Source organism: Hymenobacter jeollabukensis, assembly GCF_005771675.1.
Lineage (GTDB): Bacteria > Bacteroidota > Bacteroidia > Cytophagales > Hymenobacteraceae > Solirubrum > Solirubrum jeollabukense.
On sequence record NZ_VAJM01000001.1, the window covers coordinates 367,055 to 390,058 of the forward strand.

Genomic DNA, 23,004 nt, shown 5'->3' on the forward strand with positions numbered 1-23,004 from the left:
ATGCTTGGGCTGGAAATTCTGCTGCTAGTCCTCTACGGGCTGTGCCTGCTGTTCGTGCTGGCCTTCAGCGTGGCGCAGTGGCGGCTCACGCGCCTGGCCCGACGCGCCTACGTAGCCGCGGCCACCGCGCCCGCCCCGCCCCTGCCCGCCGACGCGCGGCAGTGGCCCCGCGTGACGGTGCAGCTGCCCGTCTACAACGAGCTGAACGTGGTGGAGCGCATCATCGACGCCGCCGCCGCCCTAGACTACCCCGCCGACCGCCTGCAGATTCAGCTGCTCGACGACTCCACCGACGAATCGGTGGCCCTGGCCGCCACCCGCGTGGCCTACCACCGCGCCCGCGGCGTCGACATCGAGCAGGTGCGGCGGCCCGACCGGCAGGGCTACAAGGCCGGAGCCCTGGCCCACGGCCTCGCATCGGCCACCGGCGAACTGGTGGCCATCTTCGACGCCGACTTCGTGCCCGCGCCGGACTTTCTGCGCCTGACGGTGCCCTACTTCCTGGCCGACGCGCAGCTGGGCGTGGTGCAGACGCGCTGGGGCCACCTCAACGAGGATTATTCCCTGCTCACCGAGCTGCAGGCCTTCGGGCTGAACGCGCACTTTCTGGTGGAGCAAGTGGGCCGCAACGCCGGGCACCACTTCATCAACTTCAACGGCACCGGCGGGGTGTGGCGGCGGCGCTGCATCGAGCAGGCCGGCGGCTGGCAGGCCGATACGCTCACCGAAGACCTGGACCTAAGCTACCGGGCCCAGCTCGGCGGCTGGCACTTCCGCTACCTGCCCGCGGTGGTGGCCCCGGCCGAGCTGCCCGCCCAGATGGACGCGCTCCGCTCGCAGCAGCACCGCTGGAACAAGGGCGGGGCCGAAACCGCCCGCAAGCACCTGGGCCGGGTGTGGCGCAGCGCCGCGCTGCCGCTGAGCACCAAGCTCTACGCCACCGCCCACCTGCTCAACAGCGCCGTGTTCGTGGCCGTGCTGCTGATGGGCCTGCTGAGCGTGCCCTTGCTGCTGGTGCAAACCACCACGCCCGAGCTGAGCTGGGTGTTTCGGCTGGCGGGCCTTTCGGTGCTGAGCCTGACGCCGCTGGTGGCCTATTACTACGCGGCCTGGCGCTGGAACGGCGGCCGGGGCGCCACGGGCCGCGCCTTTGCGCCCAAGCTGCTGCTCTTCCTCTCCATCTCGATGGGCCTCTCGTTGCACAACGGCTGGGCGGTGCTCACCGGGCTGGCCGGCCGCCTCACGCCCTTCGTGCGCACGCCGAAATCGGGGCTGAGCACGCCGGGCGCTACGGCCCGCCTCCGGCGCTACCGCACCGGCTCCGTCAACGGGCAGACGGTGCTGGAGGCACTGCTGGCCCTGTACTTCGCCGGGGGCATTTACCTCGCGTTCCGCCTGCACAACTACGGTCTGCTGCCCTTTCACCTGCTGCTGACGGCGGGCTACGCGGCGGTGGTGTACTACAGCGTGCGGCACGCCCGGCAGCCATGAGCGCTGCCCGCCGCCCCACGCTGCTGGGCGCCGCGGCCCTGCTGCTGGCCGCCACCCAGCTCGGCCTGGCCTACTACACGCCCCGCCCTCACACCGCGCAGCTGCTGGCGCTGTTCGGCCTCGGCACCCTGGCCTACGCGGCCCTCCTGCACTACCGCCTGCCCCTGCGCGCCGGCCTGCTGCTGGCCCTGCTGCTGCGCCTGCTCTGGCTGCCCGCCACGCCCGCCCTGTCCGACGACTACCACCGCTTCCGCTGGGACGGGGCCCAGGTGGCGGCCGGCCAAAGCCCCTTCCTGCACCGCCCCGACGAATACCAGGCCGGCGGCGGCACGCTGACGGGCCCGCCCCAACTCACCCCGCAGCTCTACCAGCACCTGAACTCGCCGCGCTACTATTCGGTATACCCCCCGGTCTGCCAGGCGCTGTTCGGACTGGCCATGCGGCTGTTCCCGGCCTCGGAACTGGCGCAGATCATCGTGCTGCGCCTGGCGCTGCTGCTGGCCGAAGCGGCTACGGCCCTGCTGCTGGTGCGGCTGCTGCGCCGGTTCGGGCAGCCGCCGGAGCGGGCTTTTCTGTACCTGCTGCACCCGTTGGTGCTGACCGAGCTGGTGGGCAACCTGCACTTCGAGGCGGTGGTAATTGCCGGGGTGCTGGGCGCCCTCTGGCTGCTGACGCGCGGCCAGCTGCTGTGGGCGGCCGGAGCCTTAGCCGTGGGCGTGGCAGCCAAGCTTACGCCCCTGCTGGCCCTGCCGCTGCTGCTGCGCCGGCTGGGCTGGCGGCGCACGGTATTGTTTGGCCTGACCCTGGGCGTCGTGCTGGCGGCCAGCTTCGCCCCCTTTGCCTCGGCCGCGCTGCTACGCAACATCGGCCGCAGCCTCGATCTGTACTTCCACTCCTTCGAGTTCAACGCCAGCGTGTACTACCTGCTGCGCGCCATCGGCTACCAGCTCACGGGCTACAACGAAATTGCCCGCCTTGGCACCGGGCTGGCGGCCACGGCGGCGCTGGGCGTGCTGCTGCTGGCAGCCCTGGAGAGCCTCCCCACGCTGGCCACGCTGCCGCGGGCGGCCCTGCTGGCCTTCACGCTCTACTATCTGCTGGCCACCACCGTACACCCCTGGTACCTCACGCCGCTGGTGGCGCTGAGCTGCTTCACCGGCTGGCGCTACCCGGCAGCCTGGGCGGCGCTGGCGACGCTTTCGTATGCCACCTACCGCACCGCTGCCTACCACGAAAACCTAGCGCTGGTGGCGCTGGAGTACCTGGGCGTGCTGCTGATGGCCCTGGGGGACTGGCGCCGCCGGGTAGCCACTACGCCCGTCGAGCCAGCAGCACCAATCAGCCCGGGCCGCGCCGACTGAGTGGGTACGGACGGCTGAACCCTCCGACTGCGAAAACGGACACACCCGGTATCTATCTGATTTTTAATCAAAACCGCTAGCCGGGCATCCCATCTTACGGCTCGGGGGGGTGGATAATGACCTACCGGAGCAAGCGCCCGAGGAAATCGGCAATGGCCGGGTACAGCTCCTGCTGGTGGAAACGGGCCCGGTCGAAGCCCGGCGGGTCCTGGGAGGGCGGAAACTGCGGACTGACCCGCGCCGCCGGAAACGGGCTCAAAAACGAGAAGTGGCCGGCGTTGGCGACGAGGCGGTAATCCAACCGGTTCGCGTCGGGCAAGCCGTTCAGTACGTGCTGGATGAAGCCCGGCGGTATGTGTTCGTCCTGCTCGCCCGCCAGCGCCAGCACCGGAACCTGCACCCCGCGCAGACTGCCCTCGGCCAAAAACCAGGGTATGGCCGGCGCCAACAGCACCAGGGCCCGTACCCGCGCATCGGCGGCGGGCACCGGAATGAGCCGGGGCGGACCGTCGGCTGGGGTGCGCGACACGCTGGTGGGCCGGCCACCGGCCAGGGCCAGCGCGGTATAGCTGCCCAGCGAGTGGCCGATCAGCGCCACCGCGTTGGGCCGGATGACCGAGGCCAGACGCGCATCGGTCAGCAGGTGGTCGATGGCGAGCTGCAGGTGGCGGGGGCGGGCCTGCAGGTTCTGCGCCGTATGAGCCCAGCTGTCGTCGTCGCGGTTGTTGTGCGGGTGCTCGGGCAGGGCCACCACGTAGCCGCGGCGGGCCAGGTCCAGGGCCAGGTTGCGGTGCACCATTCCCGAGCTGCCGGTACCGTGCGAGAGCAGCACCAGCGGAAACGGCCCGGCCAGCGGCGCGGCGTCACGGGCCACGTCGAGCTGGTACAGGCCGATGGTTTCGGGCTGACTGGCGGTGTCGGTGGGGTAAAATACCGCCACCGGGAAGGTCAGGTTCAGGTCGGCATCGGCTACCTGGGCCGCGCAATAGCCTACAAAGTCGCTCATCGTTCGGAGTGCTGAGCTGGCAAGTACGCCATTGCGCGGCGGCCGGCCGCGAGCCGGCTCAGTGCTGCCAGTAGGCGTAGCGGCGCACGTCCTTGAGCAGCAGGGTGCGGCCGTCCCAGGCCGCGTGCTTGAGCAGCAGGTGCGGATACCGCTGATCGAACCAGTACACGTTGTCCTTGCCGCGCTCCAGGCGCACCGTCACGCGCCAGGAAGGGCGCGGTGCCTCGGCATCGGCGGCGCGGGCCACGCGGACCTCGGCGCGGTAGCGCTTGGGCTCGGCGGCCTTGCTGGTTTGCTGGGTTTCGAGCACGTTCAGCTCCAGCAGCGGCTCGTCGTTGAAGCGCAGGCTGCGCAGGGTGTAGGGCAGCGCGTCTTCCAGCACCAGGTCGAAGGGCAGCGACCGGTGCCCGGTGCCCTGCCCGTCCCAGTACGAGTTGTAGCTCAGGTCGTAGCCCTGCTCCTGCTGCGTAATGGCCTTGAACGTGTTGCCGCACCACTCCTGCGAGGAGCTGGTCAGCTTATGGAGCTGCAGCGGGTCTTCGCGCCGGAAAAACAGGGACGTGAGGTAGTGGTAGGGGTAGTTGTCGGTCGGAATCTGGCAGAACTCGTTCACCTTCATCACCCCGAACAGGTCCTCGCGCTTGTAGTCGTCCGTTTTCACGTCGAAGGCCCGGTTGAAGTCCTCCTTCACCGTGATGATGGTCAGCTCGTAGGCCCGCGGCTTGTCGTACACCACCCGCTCGGCCGAGTACGTCGCCACCTCGGCCAAGCCATCGTCCCAGAGCTTGTTCTGCGCCCAATTCACGTTGAAATAACGGTGCAGCGGCTTCAGCGCCTGCGGGTACTGGTCGGTGCCAGCCCGCTCCATGGCCGGGCCTGATTGGCCGCAACCGGTGAGCAGCAGCGCACCAAGAACTACCCCGGCGCAGGAGTGAAGAGCGAGACGAAAAGGGCGAGCAGGCATACGGGCAGAATGTCGGCGCAAGGTACGCCCGCCGGGCTATTCGGGCGTCGCGGCCTGCCAGCGGCGCCAGTCCTCGGCCGTGTCCACGTCGTGGAGCGTGGGCAGCAGGGCCACCGTCAGGCCGGCTGCGGCGGCCCGGGCCAGCGTGTCGCGCAGCACCGAGTCGGTGCTCCAATGAATGCCCTCGAACAGCGCGGACTGGGGCTGGCGCAGGCCCAGCAGGTAGTAGCCGCCGTCGTCGGCCGGCCCGAGCACTACGTCGTGGCCGTGCAATTGACGGAAGGCGGCAACGAGGATATCGGTGCTCAGGCCCGGGCAGTCGGTGCCGATGACCACCGTGCGTTGGGCGCCTTCGGCAAAGGCCGCGGCGAAGGCGTGGGCCATGCGCTGGCCCAGGTCGGCCGCGGCGGGCTGCAGCTGCTGCCGGGTGCCGGGCCACAGCGGACCAGCACCGGGGGGCGGCGCGGCGGCCAGCCAGAGCGTGCTTTCGATGGGCAGCGGCGCCACGGCCGCCTGGGTGTGGTCGAGCAGCTGCCGGTAGATGTCCAGCGCGGCTTCTTCGCCCAGGCCGGCGGCCAGGCGCGTCTTCACCTTGCCCAGCTCCGGGTAGCGCGCAAAAATCAGCAGGTGCTCAGTCATTTAATATGCGGGAATATGCTGCGCTTCGCGCATGTGGGGTAATGTGCGCAATGCGCAGGCGACGGTTTCTGACAGCGGTTCGCGGAAGAGAAGTCGTAGCTCGCCGAGCTGTTCTGCAATGCCATCAGCCGCCAACAGCGCCGGGGCGCTTATTTCATGGCTCATGGTCGCCACATTTCGCACATTCCACCTCATTCTTCACATTAATTATAAGCCTTTTCGCCGCGGGTCAGCCAGGCGCCCCAGAGGGCCGAGTATGGGTGCACGCGCTGGGTGGGGCCGTGGGCGTCGACCAGCGGGCGGGCTTCGTTGGCCCACTGGAAGATGCCGCCGTAGAGGTTGCGCACGTCGCGGAAGCCCAGGGCCCGCAGCTGCTCGCCGATGCGCTCGGAGCGCACGCCTACCGAGCAATACACCACCACCGGCTGCTCGCGCGGCAGGTCGCGCACGGCGGCCGGGCTGAACGCGTCGTAATCGACGAAGCGGGCGCCGGCGAGGTGGCTTACGTTGTACTCGGCCGCGGTGCGCGTATCGAGCAGCGTGAGGGCGGGCCGCTGCTGGCGCAGCTGCGCCAGCTCGGCGGCCGACACGGTGGGCACCGTGTTCTTGTACATGGTCCGCAGCAGCGTCGCGTAGGCCGGCGACACGGCCGGATCGGGCGCCTTCGTCTGGGCCGAGCCGCAGCCGACCAGCGCCAGCAAAGCGGACCACATCAGCAGGAGTCGTTTCAAATTCTGAATGTGATAAATGTGCGGGAATCGGAAAAGGTGCGGCGCTTCGCTAATGCGTCGGGATGTGGAACACGAGCTGACGCTGTTTTGAGTCATTCATCAGCAAACAAGCACATTTCTCACATCAGCAAAGCGCCACCCATTCAGCACATTCCCCCACATTAACTGCTACATGGACAGTTCCTTGGCCTTGTTCATCATCTGTACGCCGTGCACCAGGACGGCCCCGCCCTTGATGGCCGCGGCCACGTGCACGGCTTCCATCATCTGGGCCTCGTCGGCGCCTTTCTGCAAGGAGTCGGTGGTGTAGGCGTCGATGCAGTAGGGGCACTGCACGGCGTGGGCCACGGCCAGGGCAATGAGGGCTTTTTCGCGCTCCGAGAGGGCGCCTTCCTTGAAGACCTCGCCGTAGTAGTCGAAGAACTTGCGGCCCATCTCGGCCTGCCACTCGGTGATGTTGCCAAACTTGGCCAGGTCGGCGGGATTGTAGTAGGTGCTCTTTTCCATAGTGGGGTCAACAAACGTAGCCGCGCCGGGTTCGGATTGGCGGGGTGAAAAATCGGCCGGGGCCAGCTAGGCCAGCCGGCGTACCCGGATGTGCACGTGCTCCCCGTCTTCGCGGGTGGTGGGCGTCACCTCGATGCGGTCGGCCTCGTCGAAGTAAGTGGCCAGGCCGCGCACGATGCCCACGGCCAGCGCGCCCATGCGCCGCTTCGACACGTACTCCACCACCACTTCGTCGGGGGCCACGCGGCGCACGTCGAGCACCGGCGGGGCATTGTCTTCGTGCTCCTCGCGCACGCGCTTGTGCATCACCTTTTCGGTGTGCTCCAGCATTTCCAGGGTACGCCAGCCGGGGTCCATGAGCTTCTGGTACATGTAGAGCAGGTCGGGCACGAGGTACTCGCCGAATTTCTCCTGCAGCTCGGCGGCCGGAATGCCGGTCATTTCGGCGGCGTGGCCCACCAGGGCGTACATGTGCTCGTCGGGGTACACGTGCTTGTGGTCGAAGTCGAGGCCGCTGATGCCGGCCGCTTCAACGAGGCGAATCCAGGTGCTGTGGTCGTACTGTGTCTGCACGTAGCGCTTGAGCAGGGTGAAAATGGTGCCGTGCATGGAGGAGTCGAAAACCCAAAAGTCCAAAGAAAATACAACACGAACGTACAAATAGCCTTCCACGTTGGCGGAAATATTGGCCGGCGCTGGCAGCCCGCAGCCCCAGCCGTGAGCGGTGCCCCGCGCCGAAGCCGCCGGGCGGGTAGCAACGGGCGGATTTGCCGCTACCTTGTCGTTTCAATCCCCCCGATTCTATGCCCCACTCCTACTCCCGCCTGCTGGGCCTGCTGCTCGCGGCCGGCGCGCTGGGCACCGCCGCCTGCCAGCGCGACGCCAAACAAGACGCGGCCCAGGCCTCGCCCGCCGACATCGGCTTCGACCGTTACAAGAAGCGGTTCATCGACTCGCTCTGGTACTACAACCCCGGCTGGGCCTCCTCGCAGGGCTTTCACAAGTACGACGCGGTGCTCGTCATTCCCACGGCCGGGCGCCGGCAGGTGGAGAACGTGGCCGCCGCCCGCGGCCTGAAGGAGCTGCGCGGCTTCGCTTTCGACAGCCTCTCGCCCAACAACCAGACCGACTACCTGCTGATGGTGAACCAGCTGCGCTCGACGCGCTGGTACAACGACACGCTGCGCAGCTGGCAATGGGACCCGAGCCAGTACAACCTCAGCGCCCCGGTGGCCGAAATCCTTAACGGCCGCTACCAGCCGCTGGCCATGCGCCTGCGCAGCATTTCGGCCAAAATCAACCGGGTGGCCGAGTACTACGAAGCGGCCAAAACCAACCTGCAGAACCCCACCCGGGAGCACCTGGAGCTGGCCATCCTGCAGAACCGCGGCGGCCTCGACGTGTTCGGCCCCGCCCTGCTCGACTCGGTGAGCCGCGCCGACCTGCCCGCCCGCGAGAAGGAGGAGCTGCGCGCCCGCATCGAAACCACCCGGCAGGTGATGCAGGAGTACGTGCGCTTCCTCGATAAGGAGCTGCGGCCCCAGGCCCGGCGCAGCTTCCGCATCGGCAAGACGCTGTTCGACCAGAAATTCCGCTACGACATCGTGGCCAACGCCTCGGCCGACGAAGTGTACCAGCGGGCCCAGCGCCACAAGCAGGAGCTGCTGCAGGACATGGCCCGGCGTGCCACCCGCCTCTGGCCGAAGTACTTCGCCGCGCAGCCTATGCCCGCCGACACGCTCACCCGCATCCGCGCGGTCATTCAAAAGCTGTCGGAGAAGCACGCCACGCAGGCCGGCTTCGTGGATGCGGTGCGCCAGCAGATTCCGGTGCTCGTCAAGTTCGTCGACGACAAGAAGCTGCTCACCCAGGACCCGACCAAGCCGCTGGTGGTGCGCGAAACCCCGCTGTACATGCGCGGCTCGGGCGCGGGCGCGTCGGTTTCGGCTCCCGGCCCCTACGACAAGGGCGCCGACACCTACTACAATGTGGAGCCGCTGGACGGACAGCCCGCCGCCCAGGCCGAAAGCTATTTGCGCGAGTACAACCAGTACACCCTGCAGATTCTGAACATCCACGAGGCCATTCCGGGCCACTACACCCAGCTGGTGTACGCCAACCGCTCGCCCAGCATCATCAAGGCCGTGCTCGGCAACGGGGCCATGATCGAGGGCTGGGCCGTGTACGCCGAGCGCATGATGCTGGAAAGCGGCTACGCCGGCGGCTCCGACGAAATCTGGCTGATGTGGGACAAGTGGAACATGCGCGTGACGCTCAACACCATCCTCGACCACCTGGTGCAGACGGGCAGCATTACGGAGCCCGAAACGGTGCAGCTGCTCATGCGCGACGGATTTCAGGAGGAAGCCGAGGCCCGTAACAAGTGGCGCCGCGCCACGCTCAGCCAGGTGCAGCTCAGCTCCTACTTCACCGGCTACAGCGAAATCATGGCCCTGCGCGAGGAGCTGAAGCAGAAACAGGGCAAGGCCTTCGACCTGAAGAACTTCAACGAGCAGTTCCTGAGCTACGGCAGCGCCCCGGTGAAGTACATCCGCCAGCTGATGCTGCGCTAAGCGGCCCATCACCCGTGCCGGCGCGCCGGGCTCCGCTGAGCGGGGCTCGGCGCTTTGCGGTCCGCCGGGCGCGCGGCTGGCAGCCGTCCCAATTTGAGCCAAAAGCGGGCCGGTTGCGTACAACGGCCGATACACACCTTCTCCACAAGCTCCTAACTCAGCCTGCCGCAATGAAAGAAGCCGACCGCCAGCGCGTGTACGATACCGACGATGAGGGCCTGCGCCACTACACCCACGACCACCTGAAGGTCTTCGCCAAGTTCACTTCCCAGGGTTGCGCCACCTGCGAGCTGCTGGCCCCGCCCTTCGCCAAGTTTGCCGACGACGAGCAGTACCAGCCCATCCTTTTCCTGCGCCTGGACTCCGACGAAAATCCGGTGGCCAAAAAGCTGATGCAGGAGCGCGTGGCCCCGTTTTTCGTGAGCTACTGCCAGGGCCAGCTGCTGGAGTGCGACTCGCTCACCACCGAAGAAGCCGTGCGCGGCATGCTCGACCGCCTGCGCGCCTTCGTGCCGCACACGCGGTGATTGGTGATTGGTGATTGGTGATTGGTGATTGGTGATTAAGGCATATTCCCGGCCAGACACCAGGTTACGAGCACCTTGGCAGTCCAGGAAATTCGTCAAACCCACGCAGGTTCGTGAATCAATCGTCCACGCAATCTGGGTAATCCGGCAAATCCGCAAGAATCCGTGATTTTTGCGGCCGTGTTTTTCCTGCTCTCCAAGCTGCTCGACTTTCTGCTGCTGCCGGCCCTGTGGCTGCTGGGGCTGCTGCTGGCCGCCCTGCTCACCCGCCGCCCGGCCCGGCGCCGCGCCCTGCTGCTGACGGCGCTGCTGCTGCTCGTCATCGGCACCAACAACGCCCTCGTCAACGAAGCCCTGCTGGCCTGGGAGCTGCCCCCGTTGACGCTGCGCCAGCTCGGTGGCCCCTACGACGCGGGCGTGCTGCTCACCGGCATCGGCGACGGGCGCAAGTCGCCGCACGACCGGGTGTACCTGGGCCGTGGCGCCGACCGCCTGACCAACGCCCTGTGGCTGTACCGCGCCGGCCGCATCCGCCGCATCATCATCTCGGGCGGCTCGGGGCTGCTGAAGGGTGCGCGCGGGCACACCGAAGCCCACGAGCTGTACGTGCTGCTGCGCCTGGCCGGCGTGCCCGCCCGCGACATCCTATTGGAAGAGCGAAGCCGCAACACCCGCGAAAACGCCCTTTACACCAAGGAGCTGCTGGCCCGGCACCCCGATATCAAGTCGCTGGTGCTCATCACCTCGGCCTTTCACCAGCGCCGGGCCCTGGGCTGTTTCCACCGCGTGGGGCTGCGCCCGGCGCCCTTCCCCGCCGGCTTCGTCACCACCGACCGTCGCCTCTCGCCCGATTACTGGCTGGTGCCCGACGCCGACGCGCTGGCCCGCTGGAGCCTGCTGCTGCACGAAATCAGCGGCTACGTGGTGTACCGGGTGCTGGGCTACGCGTGAGGGAATGGGCGGATAGGGAAATCGTCCGTCATCCTTCGGCTGCGCCTCAGAATGACGGACGATTTCCCAATTCAATCCTTAGGCTATTCCACCTTCTTACCCTCCGACTGGGGCGCCGGCGCTACCCACACCGATTTCTGATTGACAAACTCGCGGATACCCAAATAGCTCAGCTCCCGGCCGTAGCCCGACTTCTTGACCCCACCAAAGGGCATTTCGGGCGAAGACTTCACCAACGCGTTGATGAACACCGCCCCGGCCTCGATGCGCCGGGCCAGCGCCTCACCGCGCGCCGCGTCGCGGGTCCAGATAGCGGCGCCCAGGCCGAAGCGCGAGTCGTTGGCAAGGCGGATGGCATCGTCCGCGTCCTTGGCTTCGAGCACCAGCGCCACCGGGCCGAACAGCTCCTCCGCGTAGGCCCGCTGCCCGGGCTTCACGTTTGACAGGATCATGGGGCGGAACAGCGCCGTGCCGGGCGCCGACTGCCCGCCGAACAGCTCCACCTTCGCGCCCTGTTTCACCGAGTCATTGACCTGTTCGGTCAGCTCGTCGGCCAGGTCGGGGCGGGCCAGGGGGCCGTACTGGGTGGTTTCCAGCAGCGGGTCGCCGGTGCGCAGGGCCAGCAGGTGGGTTTTCATCTTGCTGATGAACTCCTTGAGCACCGGCTTCTCCACGATGAAGCGCTTGGCGGCAATGCAGCTCTGCCCGGCATTGATCATGCGGGCCTGGGCGGCGGTTTTGGCGGCCAGCTCCAGGTCGGCATCCGCCAGCACGACGAAGGCATCGGAGCCGCCCAGCTCCAGCACGGTTTTCTTGATCTGGGCACCGGCCGTGGCGGCCACCTGCGCCCCGGCCGGCTCCGAGCCGGTGAGCGTGACGGCCCGCACCCGGTCGTCCTCGATGAGCTTGCTCACCAGCTCGGAGCCGATGAGCAGGGTGCGGAAGGTGGCCGGCGGAAAGCCCGCGTCGTGGAAAATCTTTTCCAGGGCCAGGGCGCACTGCGGCACGTTGGAGGCGTGCTTGAGCAGCCCCACGTTGCCGGCCATCAGCGCGGGCGCGGCGAAGCGCACCACCTGCCAGAAGGGGAAGTTCCAGGGCATCACGGCCAGCACCACGCCGATGGGCTCGTGGCTGATGAAACTGCGCCGGGCCTCGGTCTTGATTTCCTCGTCGGCCAGAAAGGCTTCGGCGTGCTCGGCGTAGTAGTCGCAGCAGAGGGCGCACTTCTGGGCTTCGGCCCGGCCGTCGACGACGGGTTTGCCCATTTCCAGGGCCATGAGGCGGGCCAGCTCGTCGGCCCGCTCGCGCAGCAAGGCCGCCGCGCGGCGCATCAGGCGGGCGCGCTCGGCAAACGTGGTCAGTCGCCATTGGGCGGCGGCGCGGTGGCTTTGGGCCAGAATCCGCTCGACGCGGGACCAGGCAAAGGGGCGGAAACGGCGCAGCACGCGGCCGGTGTAGGGGTTGTAGGACTCGATGGGCATAAACAAAAGTGCAAATCGGCGGGCAACGGTGGCTCCGTAAGTACGTACGCAGAAAGCGCGCGGCCGCTACCTATAACCGGTTTGCCGACTCCGGGGTTGACCCGGCCGCCTTTGTCGTCTGCGTTTTGTCCTTACTTTTGACCGGCCCCGGTCTGCGCCCACTCCGGCACGGCGGCGGCCCCATTTCCCACACCGTGACCAGTTTGCTACCCGAGTCGCCCCCCGCCGCTGAACAGCAGCTCGTAGCCCGGCTGCGCGCCCAGGACGAGTCCGCCATGACCGAGTTCTACGACAAGTACTCGGCTGCGCTCTACGGCGTAATCCTGCGCATCGTGCGCCGCGAGGAAGAAGCCGAAGACGTGCTGCAGGAGGCCATGGTAAAAATATGGCATTCGTTTCCGAGCTACGACGCGTCGAAAGGGCGCCTGTTTACGTGGGTTTTGAACGTGAGCAGAAATTTAGCCATCGACAAAATCCGCTCCCGCCAGTACCGCGTAAGTTCTCACAGTCAGCCACTGGACGATAGTCCTGCCGAGCGCCAACCCGCCGTCGATTCCTTCCGGCCCGAGCACATCGGGCTGCAGGAACTCACGCGCCGATTGAACCCTGAGCAGCGCCAAATTGTCGACTTGCTGTATTTCGAAGGCTACACCCAAAGCGAGGTGGCCGACGAGCTGAATATGCCCCTAGGTACAGTGAAAACCCGCGCCCGCGCCGCCATCAAAGTCCTCTCCACCCTGATCCGATAACCTGCCGTGAACATCGAGGAATACATCGAATCGGGTCAACTAGAGCTGTACGCGCTGCAGCAGCTTTCCCCGGCCGAAGCGGCCGAGGTGGAGCGGCTGGCGGCCGAACACCCGCCCATCCGGGCTGAACTCATCAACGTACAGCGGGCCCTGGGCCTCTACGCCGAAGCCCACGCCGTGACCCCGCCCGCCGCCCTGCGCGAGCGGGTGCTCAGCAGCTTCCAGCAAGCCGTTAATCAAGCCGCCTCAGCCGCCGAACCCTCCGCGCCGACCGAAACGTCCGCTCCTTATGTAGTGCCAAGTGTGGCGCCCACCGCCCCGGCTCCCCGCTACGAGGCCGCGCCGGCCCCCGAAGCCGTGGTGCGCAGCCTGCCCGCCGAATCTACCGGCAGCGGCTTCCGCTGGCTGGCCATTGCCGCTTCGGTGGCGCTGCTGCTGAGCCTGGGGGCCAACTGGCTGTTCTACAGCCGCTGGCAGCAGTCGGAAAACCAACTGGTGCTGGCCCAGGCCGAGCAGGCCCGCTACGCGGCTACCACCCAGGCCGTGCAGAAAAGCCTGGCCGCGCGTACCCAGGAAATCGGGGTGCTGCGCGACGAGCAGTTCCGCATGGTGGTGATGACCGGTACGGCCCAGGCCCCCGGCGCCCGCGCCCGGGTGATGTACAACCCCGTCAGCCGCCGCGTATACGTGGACGTGAAGAACCTGCCCGCCGCTCCCAGCGGCAAGCAGTACCAGCTATGGGCCCTCGACAAGGGCAAGCCCGTCGACGCCGGCATGCTGGCCCAGACCACCGCTGTTGGCGACAGTCTGCAGCGCATGAAGGACGTGGCCAGCGCCCAGGCCTTTGCCGTGACGCTGGAAGACGCCGGCGGCCACCCCACCCCCACCATGGCCGCCCTCACGGTGATGGGCCAGATGCTGTAAGTACTTTTTCCCTAATGCCGAATGCCCAAAGCCGGGCCGCTGACGTCAGCGGCCCGGCTTTTTTGTGGGCGGTAGCGCGGGCTCAACGCTGAGCGGTTTCGCCTTGCAGCATCGCCGCCTGTTGCACCAGCTGCCGGAACTCGGCGCGGGTGCCGTCGGCATCGGGGCCAGTGGCGCGGCTGGTCAGCTCCTGGGTGCTGGCCCAGCTGGCCGTGCCGCGGTACTGCGAGCCGCGCAGCAGCAGGCCGAACTGCGCCACGGCCGCGGCCCAGCGCAGGTTGTCGGAGGCCCGGACAATGGGCTCGTCGAGACGGGCGCCGCGCACGGGCAGGGTGAGCAGGCGGCTGGGGCTGCCCTGCGGTTCCTGGTAGCGCAGCTTCACGGTGAGCAGCTCCGGGCTGCTGCCCGCCGCGTAGGTGGCGGCCGTGGCCTGGTACTTCAGCGGATCGACGGCGGGGCTGGCAGCGGCGGTGGGGGACCCGGTGGGTACGATTTCGTAGAGGGCCGTGACCTGCTGGCCCGCGCCCAACTCGCCGGCGTCTTTGCGGTCATCGTTGAAGTCTTCGGCGGCCAGCAGGCGGTTTTCGTAGCCCAGCAGGCGGTACTCGCGCACCAGGGCGGGGTTGAACTCGACCTGCACTTTCACGTCCTTGGCCAGGGTGAAGAGCGTGCCGCCGAACTGCTGCACCAGCACCCGCCGGGCCTCGCCCAGCTGGTCGATGTAGGCGTAGTTGCCGTTACCCTTGTCGGCCAGCAGCTCCATCTGGCTGTCTTGCAGGTTGCCCTGCCCGAAGCCCAGCACCGACAAAAACACTCCCGACTCCCGCTCCCGGGTAATCAGCCGCTCCATGTCGGCGTCGCTCTGCTCGCCCACGTTGAAGTCGCCGTCGGTGGCCAGGATGACGCGGTTATTGCCGCCGGGCTGCCGGTGCTGCCGCGCCACCTCGTAGGCCAGGCGCAGCCCCTCGCCGCCCGCCGTCGAGCCGCCGGCTTCGAGCTTATCCAGGGCACCCAGGATGGTTTCCCGCTCGGTGCCCGAAGTGGGCGGCAGCACCAGCCCGGCGGCCCCGGCGTACACCACGATGCTCACGTAGTCCTGGGGCCGCAGCCGCTCGCGCACCAGCAGCCGCAGCGACTCTTTCAGCAGCGGTAGCTTGTCGGGGTCGTTCATCGAGCCCGACACGTCGAGCAGAAACACCAGATTGGCCGGCGGCAGGTTTTCGGAGGCAACGTCCTTGCCCTGCACGCCCACCAGCACCAGCTGGTGGGCGGGGTTCCAGGGGCAGGCGGCCACCTCGGCATTCAGCGAGGCGGGGCCGCTGCCGGGCTGCGGGTACTGGCAGGGAAAGTAATTCACCAGCTCCTCCAGCCGCACCGCGTCGGGCGGGGGCAGCTGGCGGTTTTGCAGCAGAAAGCGGCGCACGTTGGCGTATGAAGCCCGGTCTACGTCGATGGCGAAGGTGCTGAGCGGGTTGCGCCGGGCGTCGAGAAACGGGTTTTCGTGGATGACGGCGTAATTCTCGCGGCGGGCCGGGGCCGTGTCGGCCGCGCCAGGCACGGGCTGATTGGCCACCGGCTCCGGTGCCATTGCGGCATCCGTGGTGGTTTCAACCAGCTCGGGCTGGGCCCCGGCTTTCAGGTTTTCGGTGGAGTATTGCTGGCTGCAGGCCGACAAGAGCGCAGCCGCCAGCAGCAGCCCCCGCAGGGGCCGCAAGCGGATAATCGTCATGGCAGGAAAAGGCTTAGGTGGACTGGAAACGCCCCGGTCTAGGCGCACCGGCTACCCGCCCCGCCGCAATTCGCGACCTGCGGGGGGCGGCGCTGCGGCCCGGGTTTTCTTCGCGACGAAAACCCGCAACTGCAGCACCGGCGCGGCCAGCGGCGCAAGGGCGCCGGGCCGGGTGTGAAGCCTCCGGCGCCAGTAGCGCCGGGGTTCTGTACATACCGGCGAGGCGGGGGAAGTAACCCGGCAAACGGCGCTTTTTCCTCCCGCTATTTTGCCGCAGCCCGTGCTGCCAATCCCCATAGACCGCGAAACCAGCCGCCACGCCTGCGTATCTTGCGCCCCGTGCTGCTCCGTACTTCCCTGCTTCTGCTGCTGACGGCCTGGAGTCTGTCCTGGCCCCCTGCCTGCTCCCGCCAGCGCGGCCCGGCCGCCGTGCCGCCCCCGGCCACCGCCGCCACGCCCCTGCCCTGGCTGGATTCCTTGCTGACCACCACGCCCGGCCTGCGTCGCCACGCCGTGGGCCTCAGCCTGGCCTACGCCGACAGCGCCCGGCCCTTTTACGCCTACCACGCCGACCAGTACTTCGTGCCGGCCAGCACCCTGAAGCTGCTTAGCTTCTACGCGGCCCGGCACCTGCTCGGCGACACGCTACCCAGCCTGCGCTACTTCTCCCGCCACGATACCCTCTACTTCCAGGGCACCGGCGACCCGACCTTCCTCCACCCCGACGTGCCCTCGCGCCGGGCCTACGCCTTCCTGGCTACCCGCCCCGAGCGCGTACTGGCCTACTGCGAGCTGCCCACCGCCCCCGCCTACGGCCCCGGCTGGGCCTGGGACGACTACCGCTACTACTTCCAGGCCGAGCGCGGCGCCTTCCCGCTCTACGGCCATACAGTGCGTTTTTATTACTCGCCCGCCGTGCCCGCGCTGCGCCGCCGCCCCGGCCGCCCGGCCCGGCTGCAGGTGCGCCCCCGCGTCTTTGCGCCACTCACCGCGCTGGCCCCCGCCCCGGAGCCCGGCCCGGCCCAGGGTCACGTGCGCCGCGCCCAGCTCGACAACCGCTTCGTGGCCCTGCCCGCGCCGCGCCGCTGGGTCGACGAGGTCCCCTACCGCACCAGCCGCACCCTGCTGCTGCGCCTGCTCGGCGACACGCTGCGCCGCCGGGTGGTGGCTGCTCCCTGGCGCCCCCACCCCGGCCGCGGCGACACCATCCGCACCCTGCCGGGCCTGCCCGCCGACACGCTCTACCGCCGCATGCTGCGCGTGAGCGACAATTTCCTGGCTGAGCAGCTGCTGCTCCTGTGCAGCACCCGGGTGGGCTACCACGACTCGCTGAGCACCGGCCGCGTCATCCGCGCGGCCCGCCGCACCAGCCTCGCCTTTTTGCCCGACGCCCCGGTGTGGGTGGATGGCTCCGGCCTCTCGCCCCTGAACCTGCTCACTCCCCGCGACCTGACCGCCCTGCTCTGCCGCCTGCACGCCGAGATGCCCGAGCACCGCCTGCTGAGCCTGCTGGCGGCCGGCGGCGGCCCCGGCACCCTGCGTCGCCGCTACGCCGACGCCCACGGCCCCTGGCTCTGGGCCAAAACCGGCACCCTGCGCCACGACCTCAACCTCTGCGGCTACCTGCGCACCCGCTCGGGCCGGCTCGTCGCCTTTGCCTTCCTCAACAACAACCACGCGGCCAGCAGCTGGGCCGTGCGCAACGAGGTGGAGCGCGTGTTGGGCCAGGTGCGCCGGCGGCTGTAAGGGGGTAGTCGGTAGTCGGTATGCAGTAGTCAGTAGTCAGACCGGCACGGCCCACTGCAGTGCGGGCTTGGCGCCGGGCTTCGGCTCAGTCCACGGCGGCGGGCACTAAATGCGGTGAACGGTTCGCCCGACTGCGGGCACTGGCCCGCGCCACAGTTGCCGGCCGCTTCGTCCTGCTCATGCTTGCCACCTGGGCTTGCTATTCCCAGCCGCTGCCAGCAATTCTCCCGCAGTACCCGGTGGCTGCGCATTACACCTATTATCACTGCCCTATATTTAGCTCCTCTTTCTCTCAACTGCCCTTCGTATGCCCCGCTTCTTTGCCTGCCTGCGCGTCGGTGCCCTGGCCCTGTTGCCCCTGGCCGCCGCCGCCCAGTACCCCGCTTCCCTCGTGGAAGTCAAAACCACCGACGCCACGCCGGCCACGCGCCTGCAGCTGCAGACCACCGGCGGCCTCTACCTCGGCGGCGACTACGACGGGGACCCCAGCGGCCTTGGCGTCCCGCTGGAAGGCAGCGGCACCCGCCTGATCTGGTACCCCGGCAAAGGCGCCTTCCGCGCCGGGGGCATCGACGGCACCCAGTGGGACGCGGCCAACATCGGCAGCTACTCCACCGCTGCCGGCTTCAACTGCCGGGCCTTTGGCGAATACTCTACCGCCTTCGGCAAGGACGTGACGGCCGCCCAGTTCGGTTCCGTTGCCGCGGGCGAATACGCCGTCGCGTCGGGCGCCACCTCGGTGGCCCTGGGCTACGACGCGCACACCAACGCCCGGCAGGGCTCCTTCGTCTTCGCCGACCGCTCCGTGGTGCACGATAACGGCGGCTCCAACAACAATGCCTTCCGGGCCGGCGTCAACCACTTGGCCAACTGGCGGGTGTCGGGCGGCTTCCGCGTCTTTACCAGCAGCAACCTGACCACCGGCGTCACCTTCCAGTCGGGTACGGTTACCAACAACTGGGGCCAGAACAACGCGGTCATCTCCACCTCCACCGGGGCCTACCTGAGCACCAGCGGCGTGTGGACCAATACCTCCGACCGCCACAGGAAGCACCGCTTCGAGGCCGTGTCGGGCGAGGACGTGCTGCGCCGCCTGCGCCGGCTGCCCATCACCCGCTGGAGCTACAAGCAGGAAACCGGCCCGGTGCGCCACCTCGGCCCCATGGCCCAGGACTTCTACCGCGCCTTCCAGCTCGGCCCCGACAGCATCAGCATCGGTACCGTGGACGCCGACGGCGTAGCCCTGGCCGGTGTGCAGGCCCTCGACGCCCGCACCCGCGCCCTGCAAGTCGAAAACGAGCGGCTGCGCGCCCGCCTCACCGCCTTGGAGCAAGTGGCCATTGCCCCCAGCACTGCCGGCCTGCCGCTGAACCTGAATACCATCCTGCTGACCCTCGGCACCGGTCTGCTGGCCCTGCTGCTGCTGCGCCGCCGCCCCGCCACCCGGTAAAGGCCGCCCCCGGCGCGGGCGGCGGGGCGGCGGTAGCCCCAACGGCCGGTGCCACGGACGGCCCGCTTTTCTATATTGCGCCCCTCCTCCGTACCCTATGCGCCTGAATACCTCCCCGCTCCTGCCCGCCCTGCTGCTGACCGGCGCCCTGGCCGCCTGCTTCCAGCGCAGCCCCGACGAAGCCCACCAAGCCGCTGCCGCCGCGCCCGGCGCCGATGCCGTGGTGCTGCAAACTGGTAAAACCCTCAGCGAAGATTTCGAAGCCGGCAGCAAGGGCTCCTACGCCGCCGCCGAAGAAACCCTGCCCTCCGGCCGCTGGCTGCTCGACGACGCCCTCATCGGCACGGCCGAGCAAGACCACAAGCACGGCCAGAAAGCCCTGCGCCTGCGCGGCAAGGGCCGCGCCCAGATGCGCTTCGACCTGCCCGCCGGCGCCGGCCGGGTGCGCGTCTTTCACGCCAGCTACGGCAAGGATGGCGCCGTGCGCTGGCAGCTCTGGGGCTCCCAGGACCGCGGCCGTAGCTGGCAGCCCGTGGGCAGCGAAATCAAGGTGGAAGGCGCCGGCCTGCCCGCTACCATCGTGGTGAACCGCCCCGGCCCGCTGCGCCTGGAAATCCGCAAGCTCGATGGCGGCGACGACCGGCTGAACATCGACGACTTCTCGGTGGAGCCCTACCAGGGCGGCACCCCGCCCGCCGTGGCCGGCAACGGCGCCAAAACGCCCGCCGCTGCCGCACCGGTTACCACCACTGCGCCGGCCACCTTGCCGCAGGGCACCGGTCCGGCGGGTCAGGACGACCCGCTCAGCCTCGGCAACCCCAGCGGCGCCACCAGCAGCCCCGCCCAGTCGCCCAACAACTACCTGATGGTGAAGCCCCAGTACACTCTCAGTTACTCCCGCGACCGGGGCACGCCCAACTGGGTGGTGTGGCACCTGAGCAAGGCGTGGATGGGCTCGGCCCCGCGCCAGGACGACTTTCGCCCCGACCCGGCCCTGCCCCGCGGCTGGTACCAGGTCACGCCCCGCTCCTACTCCGGCTCGGGCTTCGACAAGGGCCACAACTGCCCCTCGGCCGACCGCAGCCTGACGCTGGACGACAACTCGGCCACCTTCCTGATGACCAACATGATTCCGCAGGCGCCCATGAACAACCAGCGTACCTGGAATCACCTCGAAGACTACTCGCGCGACCTGGTGCAGGCCGGCAACGAAGTGTACGTGCTGATGGGCAGCTACGGCCGCGGCGGCACCGGCTCCAACGGCCCCGCCCAAACCCTCGACAACGGCCACGTGACCGTGCCCAAGCGCGTGTGGAAGGTGCTGGTGGTGCTGCCCAACGGCTCCGGCGACCTGCAGCGCATTGCCGGCGGCCAGGCCCGCCTCATTGCCATCGACACGCCCAACGACAACAGCGTGGACCCCGACTGGGCGAAGTACCGCACTTCCGTCGACGCCATCGAAGCCGCCACCGGCCTCGACCTGCTCAGCCTGCTGCCCGTCGAGGCCCAGGCCCGGCTGGAAGCCCAGGTCGACGCCGGCCCCACGCGCTAGGCCCGGTTTCGGCTATACCATGAACAAGCCCGCTCCGGCAGTTGCCAGAGCGGGCTTGCGCTTTATTGAGCATTCAACGGCGGTTACTCCCGCGTGCCGCTGTCGAAACCACTGACGAGCAGCTGCCGGTCGGCGGCCGAGAGCGGGCGGTTGCTGGCCTGGGCGTACACGGCGCAGGCGCGCTCCGCCGTTTCGACGCCCAACGTTTTGGCCCGCATGCCCCAGAGCACCAAGGCGTACTGGTGGCGGTTGTACATGTTGCCGTCGTGCAGAAACATGGTCTGCTTTTTCGAGGCGAGCAGCTTCTCGAAGTCCATTTCGCCGCCGCGGCTGGCTTGCCGGACGTAGGCTTCGATGCTGGCCGGAGACGCGGCCGGCGCGGCCGCTACCGGGCCGCCGTTGGCAGTTGCCAGGGCAGTCGGCGCCGACTGGGCCCAGGAAGTGGTAGTGTGCCCCAACAGGAGCAATGAGCAAACGACTAGCAACCGTGACATAAGCGTTGGGATAAGGAATGACTGAAGCTACGCAACAACGTCCGCAGCCGGTTTTAGGTGCCTGCTCACGCAACTTTCGCGCCGCATTCGATCAGCCACGACTTTCCCGCATTATCATTCCGTCATCCTCAGCCAAGGGGCCGCCGGCCGGCACGGCCCGTAAACCAGCGCCAACCGGCGGCCCCTTGCGCTCATGCCCGCAGGCCAGTGCCCGGCGGCTCAGGTTTCCACCAGGGTGGTTTTGAAGCCGGCCAGCTTGCCGCCGCTGGTTTTGCCCAGGGCGTAGGCCTCCAGCTGCGGCCCTTTCCCGATGCGGTACACTTTCACGTCCTCCAGCTCCTGTTTCAGGAACATCTGCAGGGCTTTGTAGCGGTTGGCCAGGTCCACGTTGCCGAGCACGCCGTCGTCGGCGGTGTGGTTGCGCAGGAAGTACGTCAGCTCCTGCTCCTGCACCGGCGTGTCGGCGGGCTGATTGAGCAGCTTCAGCAGCTCCTTGGCGTCCAGCGCCCCACTCGGGGCCTGGTAGCTCACCACCGTCAGCGGCGCATCCGATTCGCTGACGAAGTACAGGCCTTCGGTGAGCTGGCGCAGCTGCTCGAGCGAGGCATCGGCCGGGCTGGCGTCGGCAGTTTTGGCGACGTTGGAAGCGGCGGTTTCGCGCTCCGCCTTGCTTTCCAGGGGCTTATCGGCCGTTTTGGCGGCCGGGCTGCCGTCGGCACCGGGCACCTTGGCGGCAATAGCGGCGGCCAGCTCCTTCATACGCTCCTCGGGCACCTTGATTTTGGGGTTGGCGAAGTTCATGTCCGACACCTGGTTCATCGGAATCAGGTGAATGTGCGCGTGCGGCACTTCCAGCCCGATAACGGCCACCCCGATGCGCTTGCAGGGCACGGCGGCCTTCACGCCCTTGGCCACGCGCTGGGCAAACTGGTGCAGCGCCGCCAACTCGGCCGGGGGCAGGTCGAAGATGTAGTCGACCTCCTTCTTGGGAATGACCAGCGTGTGGCCCTCCACCAGCGGCGTGATGTCGAGAAAGGCCAGGTGATGCTCGTCTTCGGCCACTTTGTAGGCGGGCAGCTCACCCGCCACGATGCGGGAAAAGATGGAAGGCATGCGGTGAAATGGTGAGGTGGTGAACTGGTGAGTTGCCGTTCTGGCGGCACCAGGCGGGCCGATTGGGCCGGCCGTCAAAGTACGGGGCAAAATGCAAAAGGGCGAAGCCGCAGCTTCGCCCTTTTTACAATGTCGCAGGAGAGCAGTAATGGTCAACTCACCAGTTCACCACTCACCATCTCACCGCTTACCGGCTGATTTCCAGGATTTCGAACTGCAGCTTGCCGGCGGGCACGGTGATTTCGGCCACGTCGCCGGCCGACTTGCCCAGCAGGCCCTTGCCGATGGGCGACTTCACCGAGATTTTGCCGGCGGCCAGGTTGGCTTCTTCTTCGGCCACCAGCGTGTAGTCGAGCACCATGTTGTTCTTCAGGTTCTTCAGCTTCACCTTACTCATGATCAACACCTTGCTGTTGTCCAGGTTGCTGTCGTCGAGGATGCGGGCGTTGCCGATGATTTCTTCGAGCTTGGAGATTTTCAGCTCCAGATGGCCCTGCGACTCCTTGGCCGCGTCGTACTCGGCGTTTTCGCTCAGGTCACCTTTGTCGCGGGCTTCGGCCAGCTGGCGGGCTGCCTCGGCCCGACCGCGGATTTTAAGATCCTGCAGTTCGTCCTTCAGCTTTTGCAAGCCTTCGGCGGTATAATAGTTGACGGCCATGACGAAGTAGGGTGTGGTGGGTCAATCAGGTAAAAAAACAAGGAGAACGGCCGGCGCTGCCGGCCGTTCTCCCGAACAGGCATCAGCAAATATAGGCAATCAGGCCCACAGTGCGCAACCGGTGAACTGGTGAGATGGTGAAATGGTGCGTGACTGTTCTGATTGCCAGAACCTCATTTTTTGGTTCGGCCCGGCGCACTGGTCCCGGTTTAGCCGCTGGCGTAACCGGAGCCCGGCGTAAAGCAGGTATGCAACCAGCGTAGACGGTTACAGTGGCGGCCCAGTGGTTTCGCGCGGGCGCCGGACGCAGGCTGAGAGCCGGCGGTATGTAGGCCACGGTTGCGCAACGTGCTGTTGA

Annotated in this window: 21 protein-coding genes; 10 read left to right on the forward strand and 11 right to left on the reverse strand. The window is 67.7% G+C overall.

Translation table 11 applies throughout. From position 1 onward, the window contains the following. On the forward strand, positions 1-1,491 hold the full coding sequence (locus tag FDY95_RS01655; protein WP_138074981.1) for a cellulose synthase family protein: 1,491 nt from the start codon (positions 1-3) through the stop codon (positions 1,489-1,491). Then, on the forward strand, positions 1,488-2,852 hold the full coding sequence (locus tag FDY95_RS01660) for a glycosyltransferase 87 family protein (RefSeq protein WP_138074982.1): 1,365 nt from the start codon (positions 1,488-1,490) through the stop codon (positions 2,850-2,852). Before FDY95_RS01655 ends, FDY95_RS01660 begins: the two co-directional genes overlap by 4 nt. 121 nt (positions 2,853-2,973) lie before the next feature. Here FDY95_RS01660 and FDY95_RS01665 read toward each other — a convergent pair whose 3' ends face one another. The 6 genes from FDY95_RS01665 to FDY95_RS01690 all read right to left on the reverse strand — a co-directional run bounded on the left by FDY95_RS01665 (position 2,974) and on the right by FDY95_RS01690 (position 7,335). Then, on the reverse strand, positions 2,974-3,858 hold the full coding sequence (locus tag FDY95_RS01665) for an alpha/beta hydrolase family protein (RefSeq protein ID WP_138074983.1): 885 nt from the start codon (positions 3,856-3,858) through the stop codon (positions 2,974-2,976). A 58-nt stretch (positions 3,859-3,916) separates the two neighbouring features. Beyond that, complete coding sequence (locus FDY95_RS01670; RefSeq protein ID WP_138074984.1) at positions 3,917-4,822, reverse strand: hypothetical protein; 906 nt, start codon at positions 4,820-4,822, stop codon at positions 3,917-3,919. Between the two features lie 36 nt (positions 4,823-4,858). After that, a complete protein-coding gene (locus FDY95_RS01675) occupies positions 4,859-5,461 on the reverse strand; it encodes a TIGR04282 family arsenosugar biosynthesis glycosyltransferase (protein ID WP_138074985.1) in 603 nt (200 codons plus the stop codon). Positions 5,462-5,664: 203 nt separating this feature from the next. Next, a complete protein-coding gene (locus tag FDY95_RS01680) occupies positions 5,665-6,192 on the reverse strand; it encodes a rhodanese-like domain-containing protein (RefSeq protein ID WP_138074986.1) in 528 nt (175 codons plus the stop codon). Between the two features lie 168 nt (positions 6,193-6,360). Continuing rightward, positions 6,361-6,699 carry an arsenosugar biosynthesis-associated peroxidase-like protein gene (locus FDY95_RS01685; protein WP_138074987.1) on the reverse strand — a complete coding sequence of 113 codons (339 nt, stop codon included), beginning with the start codon at positions 6,697-6,699 and terminating at the stop codon, positions 6,361-6,363. Between the two features lie 66 nt (positions 6,700-6,765). Continuing rightward, positions 6,766-7,335: a heme NO-binding domain-containing protein gene (locus FDY95_RS01690; protein ID WP_138074988.1), complete on the reverse strand. Its 570-nt coding sequence runs from the start codon at positions 7,333-7,335 to the stop codon at positions 6,766-6,768. A gap of 167 nt (positions 7,336-7,502) precedes the next feature. On the opposite strand from FDY95_RS01690, the gene FDY95_RS01695 reads away from it, so the two are divergent. The 3 genes from FDY95_RS01695 to FDY95_RS01705 all read left to right on the forward strand — a co-directional run bounded on the left by FDY95_RS01695 (position 7,503) and on the right by FDY95_RS01705 (position 10,750). Continuing rightward, a complete protein-coding gene (locus FDY95_RS01695; RefSeq protein WP_138074989.1) occupies positions 7,503-9,272 on the forward strand; it encodes a DUF885 domain-containing protein in 1,770 nt (589 codons plus the stop codon). Positions 9,273-9,442: 170 nt separating this feature from the next. Then, positions 9,443-9,799, forward strand: a complete 357-nt coding sequence (locus FDY95_RS01700; protein ID WP_138074990.1) for a thioredoxin family protein — start codon at positions 9,443-9,445, stop codon at positions 9,797-9,799. A 180-nt stretch (positions 9,800-9,979) separates the two neighbouring features. Next, a complete protein-coding gene (locus FDY95_RS01705) occupies positions 9,980-10,750 on the forward strand; it encodes a YdcF family protein (RefSeq protein ID WP_138074991.1) in 771 nt (256 codons plus the stop codon). A gap of 83 nt (positions 10,751-10,833) precedes the next feature. On the opposite strand, the gene FDY95_RS01710 is transcribed toward FDY95_RS01705, so the two are convergent. After that, on the reverse strand, positions 10,834-12,231 hold the full coding sequence (locus tag FDY95_RS01710; protein ID WP_138074992.1) for an NAD-dependent succinate-semialdehyde dehydrogenase: 1,398 nt from the start codon (positions 12,229-12,231) through the stop codon (positions 10,834-10,836). 194 nt (positions 12,232-12,425) lie between these two features. Here FDY95_RS01710 and FDY95_RS01715 point away from each other — a divergent pair, with 194 nt between their 5' ends. Further along, positions 12,426-12,980, forward strand: a complete 555-nt coding sequence (locus FDY95_RS01715) for an RNA polymerase sigma factor (RefSeq protein ID WP_246073896.1) — start codon at positions 12,426-12,428, stop codon at positions 12,978-12,980. 6 nt (positions 12,981-12,986) lie between these two features. Beyond that, positions 12,987-13,904 (forward strand): anti-sigma factor, encoded by a 918-nt coding sequence (locus FDY95_RS01720; RefSeq protein WP_138074993.1) that lies wholly within the window; start codon positions 12,987-12,989, stop codon positions 13,902-13,904. An 82-nt stretch (positions 13,905-13,986) separates the two neighbouring features. Here the strand turns inward: FDY95_RS01720 and FDY95_RS01725 are convergent, their stop codons facing one another. Then, a complete protein-coding gene (locus tag FDY95_RS01725; RefSeq protein WP_138074994.1) occupies positions 13,987-15,633 on the reverse strand; it encodes a vWA domain-containing protein in 1,647 nt (548 codons plus the stop codon). A 339-nt stretch (positions 15,634-15,972) separates the two neighbouring features. Between FDY95_RS01725 and FDY95_RS01730 the strand changes: the two genes are divergently transcribed. The 3 genes from FDY95_RS01730 (at position 15,973) to FDY95_RS01740 (ending at position 20,381) form a co-directional block, all read left to right on the forward strand. Further along, positions 15,973-17,379 (forward strand): D-alanyl-D-alanine carboxypeptidase, encoded by a 1,407-nt coding sequence (locus FDY95_RS01730; RefSeq protein WP_138074995.1) that lies wholly within the window; start codon positions 15,973-15,975, stop codon positions 17,377-17,379. A gap of 307 nt (positions 17,380-17,686) precedes the next feature. Continuing rightward, entirely contained in the window at positions 17,687-18,829 is a 1,143-nt protein-coding gene (locus FDY95_RS01735) for a tail fiber domain-containing protein (RefSeq protein ID WP_138074996.1), read from the forward strand. Positions 18,830-18,926: 97 nt separating this feature from the next. Further along, the gene (locus FDY95_RS01740; protein ID WP_138074997.1) at positions 18,927-20,381 is read left to right on the forward strand and encodes a DNA/RNA non-specific endonuclease; all 1,455 of its coding nucleotides are present in this window, start codon (positions 18,927-18,929) and stop codon (positions 20,379-20,381) included. A gap of 83 nt (positions 20,382-20,464) precedes the next feature. Here FDY95_RS01740 and FDY95_RS01745 read toward each other — a convergent pair whose 3' ends face one another. The 3 genes from FDY95_RS01745 to greA all read right to left on the reverse strand — a co-directional run bounded on the left by FDY95_RS01745 (position 20,465) and on the right by greA (position 22,646). After that, the gene (locus tag FDY95_RS01745) at positions 20,465-20,875 is read right to left on the reverse strand and encodes a hypothetical protein (protein WP_138074998.1); all 411 of its coding nucleotides are present in this window, start codon (positions 20,873-20,875) and stop codon (positions 20,465-20,467) included. 219 nt (positions 20,876-21,094) lie between these two features. After that, on the reverse strand, positions 21,095-21,988 hold the full coding sequence (locus FDY95_RS27040) for a nuclease A inhibitor family protein (protein WP_138074999.1): 894 nt from the start codon (positions 21,986-21,988) through the stop codon (positions 21,095-21,097). A gap of 187 nt (positions 21,989-22,175) precedes the next feature. Continuing rightward, entirely contained in the window at positions 22,176-22,646 is a 471-nt protein-coding gene (gene greA / locus FDY95_RS01755; RefSeq protein WP_111476460.1) for a transcription elongation factor GreA, read from the reverse strand. Positions 22,647-23,004 lie beyond the last annotated feature (358 nt).

Coding starts and splice junctions, on each gene's coding strand:
- FDY95_RS01655 (WP_138074981.1), top strand. CDS start 1: ATGCTTGGGCTGGAAATTCTGCTGCTAGTCCTCTACGGGCTGTGCCTG.
- FDY95_RS01660 (WP_138074982.1), top strand. CDS start 1,488: ATGAGCGCTGCCCGCCGCCCCACGCTGCTGGGCGCCGCGGCCCTGCTG.
- FDY95_RS01665 (WP_138074983.1), bottom strand. CDS start 3,858: ATGAGCGACTTTGTAGGCTATTGCGCGGCCCAGGTAGCCGATGCCGAC.
- FDY95_RS01670 (WP_138074984.1), bottom strand. CDS start 4,822: ATGCCTGCTCGCCCTTTTCGTCTCGCTCTTCACTCCTGCGCCGGGGTA.
- FDY95_RS01675 (WP_138074985.1), bottom strand. CDS start 5,461: ATGACTGAGCACCTGCTGATTTTTGCGCGCTACCCGGAGCTGGGCAAG.
- FDY95_RS01685 (WP_138074987.1), bottom strand. CDS start 6,699: ATGGAAAAGAGCACCTACTACAATCCCGCCGACCTGGCCAAGTTTGGC.
- FDY95_RS01695 (WP_138074989.1), top strand. CDS start 7,503: ATGCCCCACTCCTACTCCCGCCTGCTGGGCCTGCTGCTCGCGGCCGGC.
- FDY95_RS01700 (WP_138074990.1), top strand. CDS start 9,443: ATGAAAGAAGCCGACCGCCAGCGCGTGTACGATACCGACGATGAGGGC.
- FDY95_RS01710 (WP_138074992.1), bottom strand. CDS start 12,231: ATGCCCATCGAGTCCTACAACCCCTACACCGGCCGCGTGCTGCGCCGT.
- FDY95_RS01725 (WP_138074994.1), bottom strand. CDS start 15,633: ATGACGATTATCCGCTTGCGGCCCCTGCGGGGGCTGCTGCTGGCGGCT.
- FDY95_RS01735 (WP_138074996.1), top strand. CDS start 17,687: ATGCCCCGCTTCTTTGCCTGCCTGCGCGTCGGTGCCCTGGCCCTGTTG.
- FDY95_RS01740 (WP_138074997.1), top strand. CDS start 18,927: ATGCGCCTGAATACCTCCCCGCTCCTGCCCGCCCTGCTGCTGACCGGC.
- FDY95_RS01745 (WP_138074998.1), bottom strand. CDS start 20,875: ATGTCACGGTTGCTAGTCGTTTGCTCATTGCTCCTGTTGGGGCACACT.
- FDY95_RS27040 (WP_138074999.1), bottom strand. CDS start 21,988: ATGCCTTCCATCTTTTCCCGCATCGTGGCGGGTGAGCTGCCCGCCTAC.
- greA (WP_111476460.1), bottom strand. CDS start 22,646: ATGGCCGTCAACTATTATACCGCCGAAGGCTTGCAAAAGCTGAAGGAC.